The following is a 16,904-nucleotide window of genomic DNA, read 5'->3' on the forward strand; positions in this document are numbered from 1 at the left end:
ACTCAAATATTTTTCTCCTTCCTTATTTAAAATGATTTATTTTGAAATTAATTTCATATTATTTATTTTTTAATAATAATATAAAATATAAAAATAAAATAGTGGAATAATAAAATATTTAAACTTAAAGTATAATTAAATACTGATTATTATATAATTATAAAATTTCAATTTAATTTTTATTTTATATAAAAAATTGATTTAATGAGAGTAAAATTTTTAGACAGAATTTTTATTGTTTTGTATGTTAGATAATAAGCACTTCATTTTCTAAGTTTATGCCAAATTCTTCAAAGACTTTTTTTCTGGCTAATTTGATAAGAAAAAACGCATCTTCAAAACTTGCATTTTTTTTATTGATTAAAAAATTTGCGTGTTTATCGCTTAACATAGCATCTCCCTTGCTAAATCCTTTCAATCCTACAGCTTCGATTAAACGTCCTGCAAAGTCGTTTTTTGGATTTTTAAAGATAGAGCCAAAGCTTGCTCCGCCAGGTTGGTTGCTCCTTGCATTTTTTAAAGCTTCATCTTTAAGGGTATCAAAGCCAAAGTTTAGTTTAAATTCAGCCCAAAAAAAAGGCATATTTAAAGGACAAAAACGATAATCAAAATTTATTTTTTCTCTTAAAATTTCGCCTTGAGAAGTAGCAATTTTGATTAAATTTTGACTAATACACTCTCCTTTAAGTCCTGCATTCATCTTCAAAAGCCCGCCAAGTGTACCAGGAATTTTGCTTAAATACTCAAAACCCTTAAGATTATTTTCTTTGGCAAAACGATACATTTTGCTTGATTTTGTTTTGCAGCCTATGCGAAGATGTATAAAATCTTTATTTTGATCTAAAATTTGTATAAAATCAAAACTATCTCCTAAAATTCCTATATTTTTAGGTTTTGGGCTAACTAAAAGGTTATTTGCACCGCCTATTAAAAAACCATCAAAATCACAAATTTGATCCAAAACCAAAACTTCAAATTCATTTCCTATACACACAGAAGAGTATTTTTTAAAATCAATGATCATTTGATAAAAGTTGGAATTTGATTTAGTATGTTTTCGGTAAAGTCAATCATAGTTGTAGTCATCCAAGGCATTAAAAAGATTAAAATAACTACAACCAAGATGATTTTAGGAACAAAAGAAAGTGTCATTTCGTTAATCTGTGTAGTTGCTTGAAAAATACTGATTATAAGCCCTGCAATAAGCCCTGCTAAAAGCATAGGCAAGGAAAGTAAAAGTGTGATTTTAAAGGTTTGCACTCCAAGAGCAACCAAGGTACTTTCATCCATTTTTATCCTTTTTAAGAATTTCTAGCTTCTTCGTATTCGCTAGGGATAAGATAATCATTTACATGTATGATTTTATCATAAAATTTATAATCATATCCTAGTTTAAAAAGCGTATCTACAGCTAAAAGTTGAGTTTGATTCATGCTAATGGAGTTTTTATTGGCATATAGATTAAGATAAGTATCCAGTTTTTCTTCATCAACACGGATAAGTTTTCTTTCCATAAGCATAGGGGCTAAAATTTTACGATTTGCATCGGCGATTTTTACAGCATTGGTTAAATCCTTTTCGATCTTAATCGCATCGCTTAAAGGCAAAGAGCGACGCAAAGCCATTCCACCTAAAGGCAAAGGTAAATTTTCTTTAGTAAATTCAAGCCATATATCCCAAAGTTCTGCTTCCACGCAAAGACTTTGATCAAATTCTAAAATGCTTTCATGGATCAAAACTCCTGCATCTACTTCACCATTTAAAACTGCATTTTCAATGTCTAAAAAATTCTTATAAATAATTCTAGCTTCAGGGTATTTCATACGAAAAATCAAAGCATTGGTGGTATTTGCTCCACTCAAAGCGACTTTAAAATTTCTTTTTAAATGCGTGTCTTTTTTCTTGATGAGTTTTGGCCCATAACCTTCACCAAAACTCACTGCTGTGCGTAAAAGCGCATACTCAGAAGCAATTAAAGGATAAAGCCCAAAAGAAATAGCCGTAGCATCAAATTCATTTTTCAAAGCAAATTCATTTAAAGTTTGTATATCTAAAGCTGTATTTTCATAAGCAAAATCATTCCCTATCCACCCAAATTTAATAGCCATATACATAAAAATATCATCAGCATCAGGAGAATGCGCAATAGTAATTTTTTTCATCTATACTTCCTTTAAATCTTTGCTTTAATTCTAGCAAAATAAATCATTATTTAATTTTATTTTGTTAGAATTCTAACTAAAAATTTAGAATTTTTAAGGAAAGTTATGGATGATAATAAAAGAAAATCTCTAGACGCTGCCCTAAAAAGTTTAGATAAAACCTTTGGAAAAGGCACTATCTTAAGACTAGGGGATAAAGAAGTTGAGCAAATCGATAGCATAGGCACAGGTTCAGTTGGACTTGATCTTGCTTTAGGTATAGGCGGTGTTCCAAAAGGAAGAATTATAGAAATTTATGGGCCTGAAAGTTCAGGTAAAACCACTCTAACTTTACACATTATCGCAGAATGCCAAAAAGCAGGTGGAGTTTGTGCTTTTATCGATGCAGAACATGCGCTTGATGTAAAATATGCTAAAAATTTAGGTGTAAATACAGATGATTTGTATGTTTCTCAGCCTGATTTTGGAGAGCAAGCCTTAGAAATTGTAGAAACTATAGCAAGAAGTGGTGCAGTAGATCTTATCGTAGTAGATAGCGTTGCAGCACTTACCCCAAAAGCAGAAATTGAAGGCGATATGGGTGATCAACATGTAGGACTTCAAGCAAGACTTATGTCTCAAGCTCTAAGAAAACTTACAGGTATAGTTCATAAAATGAATACCACAGTAATTTTCATCAACCAAATTCGTATGAAAATCGGTGCTATGGGTTATGGTACTCCTGAAACCACAACAGGTGGAAATGCGTTAAAATTTTATGCTTCTGTGCGTTTAGATGTTAGAAAAGTAGCAACCTTAAAACAAAACGAAGAACCTATAGGAAATCGTGTAAAAGTAAAAGTAGTTAAAAATAAAGTTGCTCCTCCATTCAGACAAGCTGAATTTGATGTGATGTTTGGAGAGGGTTTAAGCCGTGAAGGTGAGTTGATTGATTACGGTGTAAAACTTGATATCGTAGATAAAAGTGGTGCGTGGTTCTCTTATAAAGATAAAAAACTTGGACAAGGTAGAGAAAACTCAAAAGCTTTCTTAAAAGAAAACCCTGAAATTGCAGATGAAATCACAAAAGCGATTCAAAATTCTATGGGAATAGAAGGTATGTTCAGCGGTAGCGAAGATGACGAAGGAGAAGAATAATGTTAGTAATTGAAGATGTTAGAGCCTATGAAGTTCTTGATAGCAGAGGAAATCCAACCGTAAAAGCTGAAGTTACGCTAAGCGATGGAAGTGTAGGTGCAGCCATAGTTCCAAGTGGTGCAAGTACAGGTTCAAAAGAAGCCTTAGAATTGCGTGATAATGATGAAAGATTTGGTGGAAAAGGCGTTTTAAAAGCTGTTGCAAATGTCAATGAAACCATTGCAGATGAAATTTTAGGGCTAGATGCTTTTAATCAAACTCAACTTGATGATACTTTGCGTGAGCTTGATGGAACAAATAATTACTCAAATTTAGGTGCAAATGCGACTTTAGGCGTATCTATGGCAACAGCTCGTGCAGCTGCGGCTGCTTTGGGAATGCCTTTGTATCGCTACTTAGGTGGTGCAAATGCAAGCATTTTGCCTGTACCAATGTGTAATATCATAAATGGCGGTGCTCATGCAAACAACAATGTAGATTTTCAAGAATTTATGATCATGCCTTTCGGTTTTACCAGCTTTAAAGAAGCTTTGCGTTCGGTTTGTGAAATTTATGCGATATTAAAAAAAGAACTCGCAAATTCTGGACATTCTACGGCTTTAGGTGATGAAGGCGGTTTTGCTCCAAATTTAGCTAACAACACAGAACCTATCGATCTTTTAATGACTTGTATCAAAAAAGCAGGTTATGAAAATCGTGTAAAAATCGCTCTTGATGTAGCAAGTACAGAATTTTTCAAAGATGGCAAATACAACATGGAAGGCAAGGCTTTTTCAAGCGAGGATTTGATCGAACGCTATGTAGAACTTTGTGCAAAATATCCAATTTGCAGTATCGAAGATGGTTTAGCTGAAAACGACTTTGAAGGTTGGATCAAGCTGACTGAAAAATTAGGCAATAAAATTCAACTTGTGGGTGATGATTTATTTGTAACCAATGAAGATATTTTAAGAGAAGGCATCATCAAAAAAATGGCAAATGCTGTACTTATCAAACCAAATCAAATCGGAACTATTACCCAAACTATGAGAACTGTGCGTTTAGCGCAAAGAAATAACTATAAATGCGTGATGAGTCATAGAAGTGGCGAAAGTGAAGATGCTTTTATAGCAGATTTTGCTGTAGCTTTAAATACAGGACAAATCAAAACAGGAGCCCTAGCAAGAGGCGAAAGAACTGCAAAATACAATCGCTTGCTTGAAATTGAACTTGAAAGCGATGAATACTTAGGAGAAAAGCTCTGAGCGATTTACTTAAAGAATACGACGAAAGCACAAGAAAAAAAAGTTTTTATACCCATGTTATAAAAATGATTTTTTGGGCTTTTCTTGTTGTAATTGGAGCGATTTATTTTGGCAATATGTTTTTTGGGCAGTATTCTTTAGATACTTTATTAAGCTTAGAAAATACCAAAGAAGAGCTTAATAAAAAGATTATTTTGCTTAAAGAACAAAATGCTAAAGCACAAAAAGATTATTTTGAATTAAAAGGATTATACCCAAATGAAAACTAGAATTCTAGCAATATTTTTTATTTTTACCTCTCTTTTATATGCCGATGAAAATCCTTTCAAGACAGATCAAAATATAACTTTGGTTGCTCCACCTGAATTTCAAAAAGAGGAAGTTAAATTTAATTCTAGTGCAAGAATTTTAAAAAGCATCACTTTTAATTATATCAATTTAGACGGAAGTGAAGATAAGATCGATTTAGATATTAATAAAAGTATTGATTGGCACGATACTTATACTATATCAAGATTTAAAAGCCCTGATCCTTCAAAAGTACTTGATGTTTCAGTTACTATACCTGAAAAAAATAGCTCTAAACAAGAATCAAACTCAACAGCCAATGTTGAAATACCTTTACAGGTTGCAAAGATTTATGATTTTATTTCTTACGCGGTTTATAAAAACAAAATAAAACTTAACACTAGTGATGAAATGATCACAGATTTTTCAGTAGGAAATCCAAGCAAAATCGTTATAGATTTTAGGTCTAATTTGATTAGTCCTACAAAAAACATACGCCTTAGCAATTCTATTTTTAAACGCATAGACTTTGGATCTCATAAAGGATATTATCGACTTGTAATATATCTTGATGGAACTTATAATTATAATATTCAAAAAGATGCAACTGGATATATGATTAATCTGCTTTGATGAGGTTTGTTTTTTTAATATGTTGTGCTTGTTTAGTTTTTGCTAATGAAATTTTACTTCTTAGCAAATTCGATAAGCAAGATTTTAACTCTAAAGATTTTAATGCTTATTTGATGAGCGAAAAACTTGATGGAGTGCGTGGAATTTGGGATGGGAAATATCTAAAAACTCGCCAAAATTATAAAATAAAAACTCCTGACTTTTTTACAAAAAATTTCCCTCCTTTTGCTATTGATGGTGAGCTTTGGATAGCAAGAAATAAATTTGATGAAATTTCAGCTTTAATTCGTAGTGGCGATAGCAATTTGACCTTATGGAAAGAAGTAACTTATAATATTTTTGATGTGCCAAATGCTTGCGAAGAATTTCAAATTTCTACTTGCACGCTTAAAAATCGTTTGGCTGTTTTAGAAGAGTATTTGCAAAAATATCCTAGTGCCTATATAAAAATTATTCCTCAAATTCCAGTTGAAAATCAAAATAATTTAAATCAATTTTACGAAAGCATTATAAAAAATCAAGGTGAAGGTATTGTCATACGCAAAAATTTAAGTCCTTATGAAAAAGGCAGAAGTAAAAATGCTATGAAATTAAAACCCTATGATGATGCAGAATGTGAGTTGGTAGGATTTCGCAAGGGTAAGGGTAAATTTGAAAATCAAGTAGGTGCCTTACTTTGTAAAATGCCTAATGGACAAATCATTAAAATAGGCAGTGGTTTAAAAGATGAAGATAGAAAAAATCCTCCAAAAATTGGTAGTATTGTGACTTATAAATTTAATGGATTGACCAAAAATTCCTTACCTCGCTTTCCGGTTTTTTTAAGAATAAGAGATGAAAATCCTTGACTTTAAAATTATTTTGTGATAAAATATTTCCTTTTATTTATTCGGGGTGTAGCGCAGTCTGGTTAGCGCACTTGGTTTGGGACCAAGGGGCCGAAGGTTCGAATCCTTTCACCCCGACCATTTTTTATAAATTTATACAAAATGGTGAGTGTAGCTCAGTCGGTTAGAGCATCAGATTGTGGTCCTGAGGGTCGTGGGTTCAATTCCCATCACTCACCCCACTAAGCGCTCGTAGCTCAACTGGATAGAGCGACAGACTTCGGATCTGTAGGTTATGGGTTCGATTCCTATCGAGCGCACCACCAGATTTTATATGCGTTCATAGCTCAGCTGGATAGAGCAACGGCCTTCTAAGCCGTAGGTCAGAGGTTCGAATCCTCTTGGGCGTACCACTTTAGCGGATGTGGTGAAATTGGCAGACACGCCAGACTTAGGATCTGGTGCAGCAATGCGTGAAGGTTCAAGTCCTTTCATCCGCACCACTTACTTTTATCATTTTCAAACAAGAGTTGATTTCTCATAAATTTTTATTTCATTTTAAAATTTCTTATGATTGTTAGATAAAATGCAAATTTAATTTAGATAAATTTAAAAATTATCTTGCAAAAGATTTGAAAAATAATTAAAATATACAAAATTCAATTCAAGGAGATAAAATGAAAAAATTAGGTTTAGCTTTAGTAGCTTTAGTTGCTTTAAATGTGTCAGCGTTTGCAGGTGTTATTACTATACATGATTCTAATTTAGTTAAAGTATCAGGAGGAGATGATGCCTATGCAAAAATAGCTTTAGATAACGCTAAAGAAGAAATGAAAGATGAATTCAATACTGATAACTTAGAAATTTATGCTATAGAAAGTATCAAAAAAGATGATCCGCATGAATATGAAGGTGTTCAAAGGGCTTTAAAAGTAATGAAACAAGAAATAGCAAAAGGAAAGACTGTTTATTATAATGAATTCTTAGTTGTAGATAGAAAAACAAATTGGGCTTCTGAATGGGATATTGAATGTGATCATTTTGATAGACCTATAAAATTAAGCAATGGCGTTAATTGTCGTTCTGGTATCTCTTCAAAGCGCTATAATTTCAAATAATATTTGAAAGCTCTAAAATAATAGAGCTTTCACACCATAAAGGTTTTGACTATAAAAAACATAGTATAAAATATATCTAAATTTTAAGCTTTTTAAGTTAAAAATTTCTAGTTTTTTAAATCGTTTTATCTTTTATATCTTTGCTGTAAAGACAAAATCAGCACTCATTAAAAATCTTTTTTTGATTAAATTTTTGTAATTTTATTTTTTAGTGTTAAAAATGTGATGATATTAACTTTATAAAAGTATTATTATATATTTTTTACTTAGGATAGCGATTATGAAAAAAACAATTTTAACCATTCTTTTTTTACTCACTCTTACGCAGGCTAAGGAAATACAAGTTTATGAAAGTCCTACTTGTGGCTGTTGTGATTTTTGGGCTGATTATATGAAAGCTAAGGGTTATGAGGTTAGTGTTCATAAAACCAATGATTTTCTTAAAATCAAAGAAAAAATGGGTATAAAAGATGAGTATCAAAGTTGCCATACAGGTGTGATTGAAGGTTATGCTATTGAAGGGCATGTTCCTGAAAGTGCTGTAAGCTGGTTGCTTGAAAACAAACCTAAAGATGTTATAGGAATTTCAGCTCCTGGCATGCCGCAAGGAAGCCCAGGAATGGAACAAGGTTATAGTGAAAAATATCCTGTAATTTTGATGAAAAAAGATGGAAGCTATGAGCTTTATGGATATTTTATAGGAGATAAAAAGCTTTAAAGTAAATTTTTAGCTTTTTACTTTTTTGATTTCTTTTTCAAGTATGCTATAAGGAGTTAAGCCTATGAATTTTTCATCCATTTTTCCTTCTTTGAAAAAACTAAGCACAGGTACTCCATATATTTCCCCAATGGCACTTGAAAGGTATTTAGCTGCTCTTTTTTCATAAAACATTGCTAAATTAGATAAACCTTTTTCATCAGCCCAAGCTTTTGCATCATTTGCATCATTTGCATCACCTAAAACCACAAAGATACTAAAATCATAATTTTTAGCCAAATTCTGCAAAATAGGAATTTGTTCTTTGCAAACTCCGCAATCTTTTGTGAAAAATACTAAAGCAAAATTTTGTGCTTTATCATTTAGTTTTAGGCTTTTTTCAAAACCATTGTAGGCAAAATTATAGGTTTTATCACTATTTAAAGCTTTAAAATTTTCTCCACTATCACAAGCTACAAAAAATAAAGCTATGATTAAAGCAAAGAAATAAGCTTGGATTCGAAAAATTCCCATGGTTTTTCTCCTAAAATTCTATCTTTTATCATCCCATCTTTAATGATGATGGTAGTAGGGGTTGCAAACACAGCATAACGATCATTGGTGATTTTAAGATCGTCTTTTAAAACTTTTACATTTTTAAAGTCAAATTGTTCGGCTAAAACCTTAACCACATTGGCATTATCGATGGAATTTATAGCATAAACACTGATTTTATTGGGATGATTTTGTATGAATTCATCTAAAGAAGGGAGTTCTTTTAAGCAAGAAGGGCAACCATTTTGAAAAAAGACTAAGACTTTTAAACTTGTATTATCATCAGCAAGTTTTACAGCTTTTCCTAAGGTATCTTTAGCTGAAATTTCAGCGCTTTTTTCTCCAACTTTTCCAGTATCTTTTGAATTTTCAAAAGAACAAGCATTGAGTAAAAACAAAATGCTTAAGATTAAAAGGCTTTTTTTCATTTTAACACCCCATGTTGTAAGATAAGGGTTCGATCTGCGAATTTGGCTAAATCAGGATTGTGTGTGATTAAAACTATGGTTTTGCCTTCATTTTTTAATTTTTGCAAGGTTTGAAGAACGATTTGTTCATTGGCTTCATCTAAATTTCCTGTGGGTTCATCTGCGAGTAAAAGCTCTGGGTTGTTGATTAAAGCTCTTGCTATACAAACTCTTTGTTGTTCTCCGCCACTTAATTGACTAGGTAAATGAGTGAGTCTATGCGAAAGTCCTACTTTTTCAAGAACCATTTTGGCATCTTCTTCATCTACACTTGAGTGATAATACTGAGAGAGCATAACATTTTCTAGGGCGTTAAGATAGGGGATAAGATGAAATTGTTGAAAGACAAGCCCTATTTTTTCACGACGCAAGGTGATTTTTTGCTCTTCATCCATTTGCTCTAGGTTTTCATTATCCAAGATATACTCTCCAGAGCTTGGAGTATCCATGAGCGATAGTATGTTTAAAAGTGTTGATTTTCCACTTCCTGATGGACCCATGATGGCAAGCCATTCTCCTTCATAGACGCTTAAGTTGATATTGTTTAAGGCTTTAACTTTGCCAAATTCTTTATTTAAATTGTTTATTTTAATAAGTTCTTTTTTCATCATTCACCTTTCAAATTTTCACACACATTGATTTTTAATGCTCTTTTTATAGGAAAAAATGCAGCCAAAAAGGCAAAAATCAAAGAAATGATTAAGGCTATAAAAACAGCTATAAATCTAAAATCAATACTAGAATTAAAAATCAAATAACCAAAGACATTGGCTAAAAATATCCCACAAAAAGCTCCGATTAAACTAGCAAAAAAACTTACTATAAAGCATTCACTAGCAAAAAGTTTAAAAATTTCACTTTTTTTCGCACCCAAGGCTAAACGCAGTGCGATTTCTTTTTTACGAGAAAATATAATAGAACTTAAAGTTGTATTAACGCTAGTAGTAACTATGATCAATACTACAAGTATGATTAAAAACATTAAAGCTTTGATTTTTCCAAGCACTAAACCTTCACTTAAGGATACTGAAGATATAGGTTTTACATCGATGAATTCATTGTTGATTGCTTGTGTTTTGGCTTTAACTTCATCAAAATTTCCATAAACTACAGCATTAGCATAGTTAATACCGGCTCTATCGCTTAAATTTTGCACCACGCTTAAAGGGGCTAAAACAATGCTATCAAATTCATCATTGCTTGAAAGTATGCCTTTTATGGTAAGTTTTATGCTTTTTCCGTTGTTTGGATTGTAAATTTGAAGTTCATTGCCTGTTTTTAGGCCTAGTTGCTTGGCTAAATTAACCCCTAAAAAGGCTGAATTTTCATCAAAATCATTTAGAGAAAAGCTTCCTTCTTTAACTTCTAAAAAAGGTTTAGTGATTTTTAAAGCCCTAAAATCAGTGCCTAAAACCACTCCGCTTGTACTGCCTAAATTTAAAAAATCATACAAAAAAGGAGTTAAAGCTCTAGCCTTTAAATTTTCTTTTATTTTTTCATACTCAGCATTGGAGATAAAATTTTCATCCTGCTTCGGGCTTATCATTACATTTGCTCCATAAGCTTTTAATTCTTTAGAAAGTTTGGTATCAATATCAAAATAAATATTTAAAAAAGCTGAGCAAGTAAGTGCTCCTATAAAAACACTTAAAACTATAATAAAAAGTCTTTGATAAGAAAAGCTAATGCTTTTAAAAAGCTCATTAAGGAAAAACTTATCTACCATAAAGCACTCCTGCAGCTGAAAGTTGTGTGATATTTTTGATAGGAAGCAAGCAACCTAGTAAGGCAATAAGTCCTGCAAAAATAAAGCTTAAAGGTAAAGCTACAAAGGCTATATCAATAAAATATCCAAAAATACCAAGACTGATGATTTGAGAAAGTGCTGTGCCAAAAATAAATCCAAATAAAGCAGCAAATAAAGCTACGATTAAATTTTCACTAGCAAAGATGAGATAAATTTGAAAAGTATTAGCACCAAGCACTTTTAAAAGTCCTATTTCTTTTTTTCTACGATGAATTTCAGAACTCATCAGGCTTGAAATCGCAATACTTGCAACAATAAGACAAATAATGCAAGTAATGCCCATTAAGGATTGGATCTTTTTAACCACCAAGCTTTGAGCATCGCTTATAGCATTTAGAGCTTTTGCATCAGCACCTGGTAAGCCATCACTAATTTGACTAGCGATTGAGCCTACATAAGCTGAGCAATACCATTTGTCATATTCTAACTGATCTAATTTTTCTTCGCCCATGCGACGCACTTTTTCAGAAAGGGCTGATTCAGGTATGGTAAAAGCTCTTACTTCTGCACTTGAGTAAAGCCCTTGTTTGTTGAGTAAATCTTGAGCTAAATTTAAAGGAGTGATGATTTTATTTGACATTTTAGGATTGGCATGAAGTAAAATGCCTACAATTTTTGCTTCTTTGCTTTGATTGTTTTCTCCTATGAGTTTGATAGTATCTCCTAATTTTAATTTATTGTTTTTAGCAAAGTCTTCACCTAGCATGATTTCATTGCTATCATCTTTTGCCCATTCTCCTTGCACTGCTAAATAAGGATAAAGACTTTTTATACCTGTGATAAAATCATCATCATCTTTAATTTTTATGGCTTTTTGAAAATAAGTCCCATAAATAAGTGCTTTTTGCTGGGAGTTTTCAATTGTGATTTTACCTTCTAAAAAAGGAGCAAGTGCGGTGATGTTGTTACGCCAATAAATGTCTTTAATCATATATAAATTTTTTTCTTCTAGATAGTTTTTGTTTTTTAAGGGTTCATAAAGTTCATTACCTATTTCTATACTAAGACTTGAGCCTTTGGGTAAAACAAGGATATTAGAGCCATAGCTTTTGAGTTGTTTGGTTACTTCATCGCCTATACTTAGGGTAATATTTAGCATAGTAGAGAGTAAAAGCGTGGCTAAAAAACAAGTAAGAAAGGCTAAAAATTTTTGAATTTTGTTTTTAAATATAGAGTTAAAAATCATTTTAGCCAACATCATTTCTCCTTTGGATTAAAAATTTCGCTTCGTTTTCTTCTACATATTTTGTAGGATCTTTTTTAAATTCTTCATAGTTGTTTTGATTTGAAAAATAATAAGTAATCCCTTTATAGCTATAAGAAAAAGGAGCTTGGGTGTTTATAACCTTTGTTTTTGATACAGGATCTTGCACTTCAATTTCTTTGATTTGACTAAAATAATTAGATCCTGCTATTACATCTTTAACATCTATGGTAATTTTTTTACCATCGTATTCGTATTTGAGTGGGATAGGATTGCAACCCCCGCTTTTGCCTACACTAGGCAAGAAAATACGCACATTGCAAGAAATGCAAATGAGTTGTCCATCTTTTTTGATATAGCCCATATCTCCACAAATCATACAAGCATCAAAAACAGCTACAGGAGAATCCCTATCTTCTCTTTTGTTGATAAGAAAAAACCTTATCACTTTGCCTTCAGCGCTGATATAAGCAAAGCGGTGGAGTTTGTTGTCCCTTAAAAGAGCTATATCAAAGATAAATTTGCCATTCTTATCGGGTAAAATTTCTTTAGGCTCATCTATGGTTAAAGGCTTAGAGCTTACCATAAAAAAGTATAAAATAATGCAAAAACTTATAACACAAGAGATAAAAACACTGGAAAAATAGCGATTAATAAGACTTGTTTTAGCTTTGTTTTTGCGATAATTTATATCTAAAATTTGTTTTTTGCTTATATTTTTTTTGCGAATTTTTAAGCTTAAGAATGCTAAAAAAGTGATGAAAATTAAATAAACATAAATTCCAAAAACACCAAAATAATTACTTTTTCCTACAAAACTCACTAAAAAAGTATGAGTTTCTATGATGGAATTTCGCATTAAAGTAAGCAAGATATTGGCTAGAGCTTTATCGCTTTCTATAAGGATAAGCAGTAAAAACAGCATAAAGCTTGTTTTTTGATTAAAATTTTTTTGCCATTTTAAAAAGAAGAAAATCAAAATACAAACAAGCAAGGCTAAAGCAATAAAACCTAAAGAACTTATACCTTCGCTATCGATTAAAGAGCTAGTAAAAATAGGGAAATCTTGACTTAAAAAATAATAATGCAAAGCGGTGCAAAAACTTAAAATTCCCAATAAAATAAAATTTAAAATTTCAATTTTTTTCCAAAAATAAAATATAAAGCTTACTAGCAATAAACCTATAAAAACAAAATCAAAATTAAAGATTAAATTTTCGGTTTTTAAAAATTGTGCTGCGATAAAAAAAGCAAAATATCCAAATAAAAAGCCCAAAAAAACTACTAAAAAACTTTTAAAAATATATTTTTTATCAGGAGTGATAAAGGCTATTAAAATACTTAGTGGCAAAACACTGATAAGAAAATGCACAAAATATATACTCATAATTTACTCTTTAAACATTGTTATTTTAATTTTTCAATAAAAATAAAAATATTTAAACACTCGGAAAATCCGAGTGTAAAATCATTTTGGCGTGCCTGTGTATTTGAATTTATAATCTACTTTAAAAGGTTCAAACCACTTACCCACGCCTGTTTCTTCATCAACATGGCGTCCAAAACCTTGTTTTTCTGGATTTGAGATATAAAAAGTAAGTTCATAATTTCCTACGCCAAAGCCACCTTTTTTATCTTTTTCCATAGCGATATTTGCGCCATAGTGAGGACCATCATCAGCCACCATAGGCATCAAAGTTCCGCGTTTAATCGCACCTGTGTCGGTATTTTTAAGTTCATAAGCTATAGTTAAATAAGGCATCCAAAAACCTTCTGGAAAACCATTTGGATTGTTTTTAAGTGCGTGAATGTCAGCTTCTAGGTGAATATCTGCTAAAGATGCAGCTAAATCAATACCTCTTGGCTCCATTTCAATAGGTTGTAAATAAACAGCGGCTATTTCCATACCATTAAGTTCTTTTGGATCACCGATTGGCACTTCGCCTGCAAATAAATTTGTACTAATAACCGCAGCTGCAGCAACTACTGATAAAACTTTTTTTATCATGATTTTACTCCTTTTTTTGAAATTTGTTTTGTTATTAAAATGCCAATAATTAGCATGATCAAAACTATAAATTGAGGGATTAAAGTTTCATAGTAAGGATAAATTCCAAGCCATAAAATCGGTTCAAAATTCATAGGTATAAGACTAGGAATGATGACTTTTCCTTCTATGAGTTCGGCTATGCCTTTGCCTGTAAAAACAAAAACCATGTAAAAAATAATGTAAGAAGTGATATAGAAAAATTGTTTTACAGGTATGCGAATGGCTCCTGCTTTTAAAAGAAAATATAAAACAATAAGTATTAAAATTCCAAGTCCAAGCCCACCAAAAACAGCACTAAAATCAGTGCTTGTTTTAGCATCAAAAAGCAAGGCTTGATAAAAAAGCACAGTTTCTGCACCTTCTCTATAAACAGCTAAAAATACGGTGATCCAAAGGGTTTTTGCACTATTGTTTGATATAGCATCTATAGCACCTTGTTTGATAAAGCTTGTCCATTTTTTATTTTGTGCGTTTGAAAGTAGCCAAAAGCCCACATAAAAGAGTAGTAATACGGCTATAAGCATGGTAATACCCTCTATAAGCTCTCTACTTTGTCCTGCATTTTCTTTGAATAGCCAAGAAACTCCAAAAGCGGTAATAAAACTTAAAATCACTCCTGTAAAAAGAGCACTATAGGCGATATTTAGACGATTTTTGTTGCCACTTTGCACAAGATAAGAAACAATGGCTACAACGATAATCAAAGCTTCCAAGCCTTCACGCAAAATAATGCCTAAAGCCCATATAAACAACGAATAAGGGGTGGAATCTTGAATTTTATCTACACTGTTTGCTATGAGTTGTTCTAAGTCATTAAAAGTAGCTTCAAGCTCTTTTTTATCTGCACTTGCTTTAATCAGTGCTACGCCTTTGGAAAATAAACTTTCTATTTTAAGTTTTAAGCCGCTATCTACAGCACCGATTTTATTTTCCATACCGCTTGCTTCAAAAGTATCTAGATAAATTCCTTGCAAATCATCTACTATAGAAGCGCTAAAGCCATCATAATTTTTCAAAATTCCATCTAAGGCAAGTTTGATATCATTAGAAACTTTGGCATAATCTTTGCCTTTTGTTTCATCATTAAAGCCTGAAATTTGCAAACTTGAAAGTTCTGAATTTGGAATTTGTAAGAAAACATCAAAAATTTGTTCCTCTATGTTATCTAAGCCATTTCTTAAGTCTTTTTCATCTATTTTTGCATCGTTGATTTGGCGTATAAGGGTGCGTATGGCTTGTTGAATTTTTTGATCGTTTCCTGCTTTGGTAAATTTATTTACTAAAATTTCTACTTTGGTATTGCGATAATCACTAAATAAGGCATCATTTAAAAAATCTTTACTAGCTTGGTAGTTTTTTTCTTTAAAAGCATTAGCTGCCTGTGAAAATTTGGTAGAGATATTATCTAGTATAAATTGCAATCTTACGTCCATTGCAGCAGCAGCTTGTAAATCAGCGCTTGCATTATCATCTGTAAGTTTGCTCGCATCGTTGTTTGTAGGTGTATTAGGAGTTTGAGTGCCTAAAGAACTTTGTGCTAAATCTTTTTTATCCACGCCCATCATTTGTGCGATTAAAGCTTCTGCATCAGCTTCGCGTTTGGCATTGGCTTCTAGGCTTGATTTTTCAGCTTTAGCCTTATCATAGTTTGTATCGCTTGCTTCTGCTTTTAAACGATATCCATTTTGTAAGATTGGGGCTACTTCATCAAGATCATAATAAAGACTATCAATTAAAGCATTAATTTGTGTTAAAGGAGCTTCATCTTTATACATGCGACGCAAATTTACAAATTTACGCTCCATGGTGATGGCTTTTCTTCCTATGTTTCTTCCTATAGGGCCTTCCATATTTTCAAAATGTTGAAAATACGCATCTTCGCTAAGCTTTTTAGCACCTAGATTATCCCCCTTTTTATAAGTTTCTATGCTTTGTTTTAGCATATCTTTGATAAGATTTGCTTCATTAATATAATCATCTACTCTAGCAAAAGCTGAGCTTGATAAAAAAATACTTATAATTAAAAATATAATTTTAAAAATTTTCATTATCATTACCCTTGGTTTTTGATAAAAATAATATTTATTATCAAAATAAATAATGGCTAGTATAATATTAAAAATCTTAAATAGAACTAAAAAATAAGCTTTTGTGTTGATAATATTTTTTATTAATTATATTTAAGATATATTTTAATAAATTTTTAAATATATCTTATTTTTGTGATTTAATATGGGTTGTTTTTAAGTATCGCAAGATTTTCTTCTAAACTATCCACTTTGGGATATTGTTTTTGTATTTTTAATTTTTCCTTTTTTAGTGTTTTAAAAGCTTAATAAAAATCAAAAAATCATTTATTGTGTATTCTTCAAGGAGATGGTTATAGCATATTTTAGATTAAGTAGATATATCCAAAAGTTTATCTTTTTTGTTGGTATCTGTGTTTATAGAATTGCTATTGTCTTTATTTGCTTCTTCTTTCTCAGCTTTAGCTTCTACTTTTTCTTTTTTTTCTTGAAATTTTAAAGTTGAAGTTATATTAATTCTTTTACTTTCAAAATTTGTATCTACTATTCCCCTACAAGGTGTATTAAGTAACATTAGCAAACTCCTATATAATTGCAATAGCTTTTTAAGTTGTAATTTTTGATTATATTATAAATCGTATAAATAAGATAAAACTTAAATTTATTGAAGTAAAATTTTTATCTATTT

General features: G+C 31.3%; 19 protein-coding genes and 5 tRNA genes. 12 read left to right on the plus strand and 12 right to left on the minus strand.

The genetic code is table 11. The annotated features are described in order from the left end of the window. Positions 1–247 precede the first annotated feature (247 nt). From AJ887_RS04085 to AJ887_RS04095, 3 genes are read right to left on the minus strand one after another with little or no spacing between them, the layout of a single operon-like run. The gene (locus AJ887_RS04085; protein WP_070284858.1) at positions 248–1,024 is read right to left on the minus strand and encodes a UDP-N-acetylmuramate dehydrogenase; all 777 of its coding nucleotides are present in this window, start codon (positions 1,022–1,024) and stop codon (positions 248–250) included. Continuing rightward, the gene (fliQ, locus tag AJ887_RS04090) at positions 1,021–1,290 is read right to left on the minus strand and encodes a flagellar biosynthesis protein FliQ (RefSeq protein ID WP_052802172.1); all 270 of its coding nucleotides are present in this window, start codon (positions 1,288–1,290) and stop codon (positions 1,021–1,023) included. Before fliQ ends, AJ887_RS04085 begins: the two co-directional genes overlap by 4 nt. Before the next feature lie 11 nt (positions 1,291–1,301). Beyond that, a complete protein-coding gene (locus AJ887_RS04095) occupies positions 1,302–2,162 on the minus strand; it encodes a menaquinone biosynthesis family protein (RefSeq protein WP_070239936.1) in 861 nt (286 codons plus the stop codon). A 105-nt stretch (positions 2,163–2,267) separates the two neighbouring features. Here AJ887_RS04095 and recA point away from each other — a divergent pair, with 105 nt between their 5' ends. The 12 genes from recA (at position 2,268) to AJ887_RS04160 (ending at position 8,127) form a co-directional block, all read left to right on the plus strand. Further along, complete coding sequence (recA, locus tag AJ887_RS04100; protein WP_002862302.1) at positions 2,268–3,299, plus strand: recombinase RecA; 1,032 nt, start codon at positions 2,268–2,270, stop codon at positions 3,297–3,299. Further along, positions 3,299–4,543, plus strand: coding sequence for a phosphopyruvate hydratase (gene eno / locus AJ887_RS04105; protein WP_044779909.1), 1,245 nt, complete (start codon positions 3,299–3,301; stop codon positions 4,541–4,543). The genes recA and eno overlap by 1 nt, the downstream gene beginning before the upstream one ends. Before the next feature lie 65 nt (positions 4,544–4,608). Then, positions 4,609–4,812 (plus strand): hypothetical protein, encoded by a 204-nt coding sequence (locus AJ887_RS04110; protein WP_002839177.1) that lies wholly within the window; start codon positions 4,609–4,611, stop codon positions 4,810–4,812. Continuing rightward, positions 4,802–5,464: a glycoprotein CgpA gene (gene cgpA, locus AJ887_RS04115; protein ID WP_044778615.1), complete on the plus strand. Its 663-nt coding sequence runs from the start codon at positions 4,802–4,804 to the stop codon at positions 5,462–5,464. Before AJ887_RS04110 ends, cgpA begins: the two co-directional genes overlap by 11 nt. Then, positions 5,464–6,312, plus strand: a complete 849-nt coding sequence (locus AJ887_RS04120; protein ID WP_002869692.1) for a DNA ligase — start codon at positions 5,464–5,466, stop codon at positions 6,310–6,312. Before cgpA ends, AJ887_RS04120 begins: the two co-directional genes overlap by 1 nt. 42 nt (positions 6,313–6,354) lie before the next feature. Continuing rightward, positions 6,355–6,432: transfer RNA gene (locus AJ887_RS04125), tRNA-Pro, on the plus strand. A 24-nt stretch (positions 6,433–6,456) separates the two neighbouring features. Continuing rightward, positions 6,457–6,533: transfer RNA gene (locus AJ887_RS04130), tRNA-His, on the plus strand. 4 nt (positions 6,534–6,537) lie between these two features. After that, positions 6,538–6,614: transfer RNA gene (locus AJ887_RS04135), tRNA-Arg, on the plus strand. A gap of 13 nt (positions 6,615–6,627) precedes the next feature. Further along, positions 6,628–6,704: transfer RNA gene (locus AJ887_RS04140), tRNA-Arg, on the plus strand. A 5-nt stretch (positions 6,705–6,709) separates the two neighbouring features. Beyond that, positions 6,710–6,794 (plus strand) — tRNA-Leu (locus AJ887_RS04145). Between the two features lie 174 nt (positions 6,795–6,968). After that, on the plus strand, positions 6,969–7,409 hold the full coding sequence (locus AJ887_RS04150; RefSeq protein WP_070239916.1) for a hypothetical protein: 441 nt from the start codon (positions 6,969–6,971) through the stop codon (positions 7,407–7,409). A 280-nt stretch (positions 7,410–7,689) separates the two neighbouring features. Further along, a complete protein-coding gene (locus AJ887_RS04160; RefSeq protein WP_070275912.1) occupies positions 7,690–8,127 on the plus strand; it encodes a DUF411 domain-containing protein in 438 nt (145 codons plus the stop codon). A gap of 9 nt (positions 8,128–8,136) precedes the next feature. Here AJ887_RS04160 and AJ887_RS04165 read toward each other — a convergent pair whose 3' ends face one another. The 9 genes from AJ887_RS04165 to AJ887_RS04205 form a co-directional block, all read right to left on the minus strand. After that, on the minus strand, positions 8,137–8,640 hold the full coding sequence (locus tag AJ887_RS04165) for a TlpA family protein disulfide reductase (RefSeq protein ID WP_038814768.1): 504 nt from the start codon (positions 8,638–8,640) through the stop codon (positions 8,137–8,139). Next, positions 8,601–9,089, minus strand: coding sequence for a TlpA family protein disulfide reductase (locus AJ887_RS04170; RefSeq protein ID WP_002851267.1), 489 nt, complete (start codon positions 9,087–9,089; stop codon positions 8,601–8,603). Before AJ887_RS04170 ends, AJ887_RS04165 begins: the two co-directional genes overlap by 40 nt. After that, a complete protein-coding gene (locus AJ887_RS04175; protein WP_002860103.1) occupies positions 9,086–9,739 on the minus strand; it encodes an ABC transporter ATP-binding protein in 654 nt (217 codons plus the stop codon). The genes AJ887_RS04170 and AJ887_RS04175 overlap by 4 nt, the downstream gene beginning before the upstream one ends. Further along, positions 9,736–10,854: an ABC transporter permease gene (locus AJ887_RS04180; protein WP_053872189.1), complete on the minus strand. Its 1,119-nt coding sequence runs from the start codon at positions 10,852–10,854 to the stop codon at positions 9,736–9,738. Before AJ887_RS04180 ends, AJ887_RS04175 begins: the two co-directional genes overlap by 4 nt. Next, positions 10,844–12,136 carry an ABC transporter permease gene (locus tag AJ887_RS04185; RefSeq protein WP_079860488.1) on the minus strand — a complete coding sequence of 431 codons (1,293 nt, stop codon included), beginning with the start codon at positions 12,134–12,136 and terminating at the stop codon, positions 10,844–10,846. The genes AJ887_RS04180 and AJ887_RS04185 overlap by 11 nt, the downstream gene beginning before the upstream one ends. Continuing rightward, a complete protein-coding gene (locus AJ887_RS04190; RefSeq protein WP_070275914.1) occupies positions 12,123–13,526 on the minus strand; it encodes a Fe-S-containing protein in 1,404 nt (467 codons plus the stop codon). The genes AJ887_RS04185 and AJ887_RS04190 overlap by 14 nt, the downstream gene beginning before the upstream one ends. 81 nt (positions 13,527–13,607) lie before the next feature. After that, entirely contained in the window at positions 13,608–14,147 is a 540-nt protein-coding gene (locus AJ887_RS04195) for an iron transporter (RefSeq protein WP_002778842.1), read from the minus strand. Next, positions 14,144–16,237: an FTR1 family protein gene (locus tag AJ887_RS04200; RefSeq protein WP_070239906.1), complete on the minus strand. Its 2,094-nt coding sequence runs from the start codon at positions 16,235–16,237 to the stop codon at positions 14,144–14,146. The genes AJ887_RS04195 and AJ887_RS04200 overlap by 4 nt, the downstream gene beginning before the upstream one ends. 349 nt (positions 16,238–16,586) lie before the next feature. Beyond that, positions 16,587–16,790, minus strand: a complete 204-nt coding sequence (locus AJ887_RS04205; protein WP_070239903.1) for a hypothetical protein — start codon at positions 16,788–16,790, stop codon at positions 16,587–16,589. Between the last annotated feature and the right edge of the window lie 114 nt (positions 16,791–16,904).

The organism is Campylobacter sp. BCW_6466, assembly GCF_001762835.1.
In the GTDB taxonomy this organism is placed as follows: Bacteria; Campylobacterota; Campylobacteria; order Campylobacterales; family Campylobacteraceae; genus Campylobacter_D; species Campylobacter_D jejuni.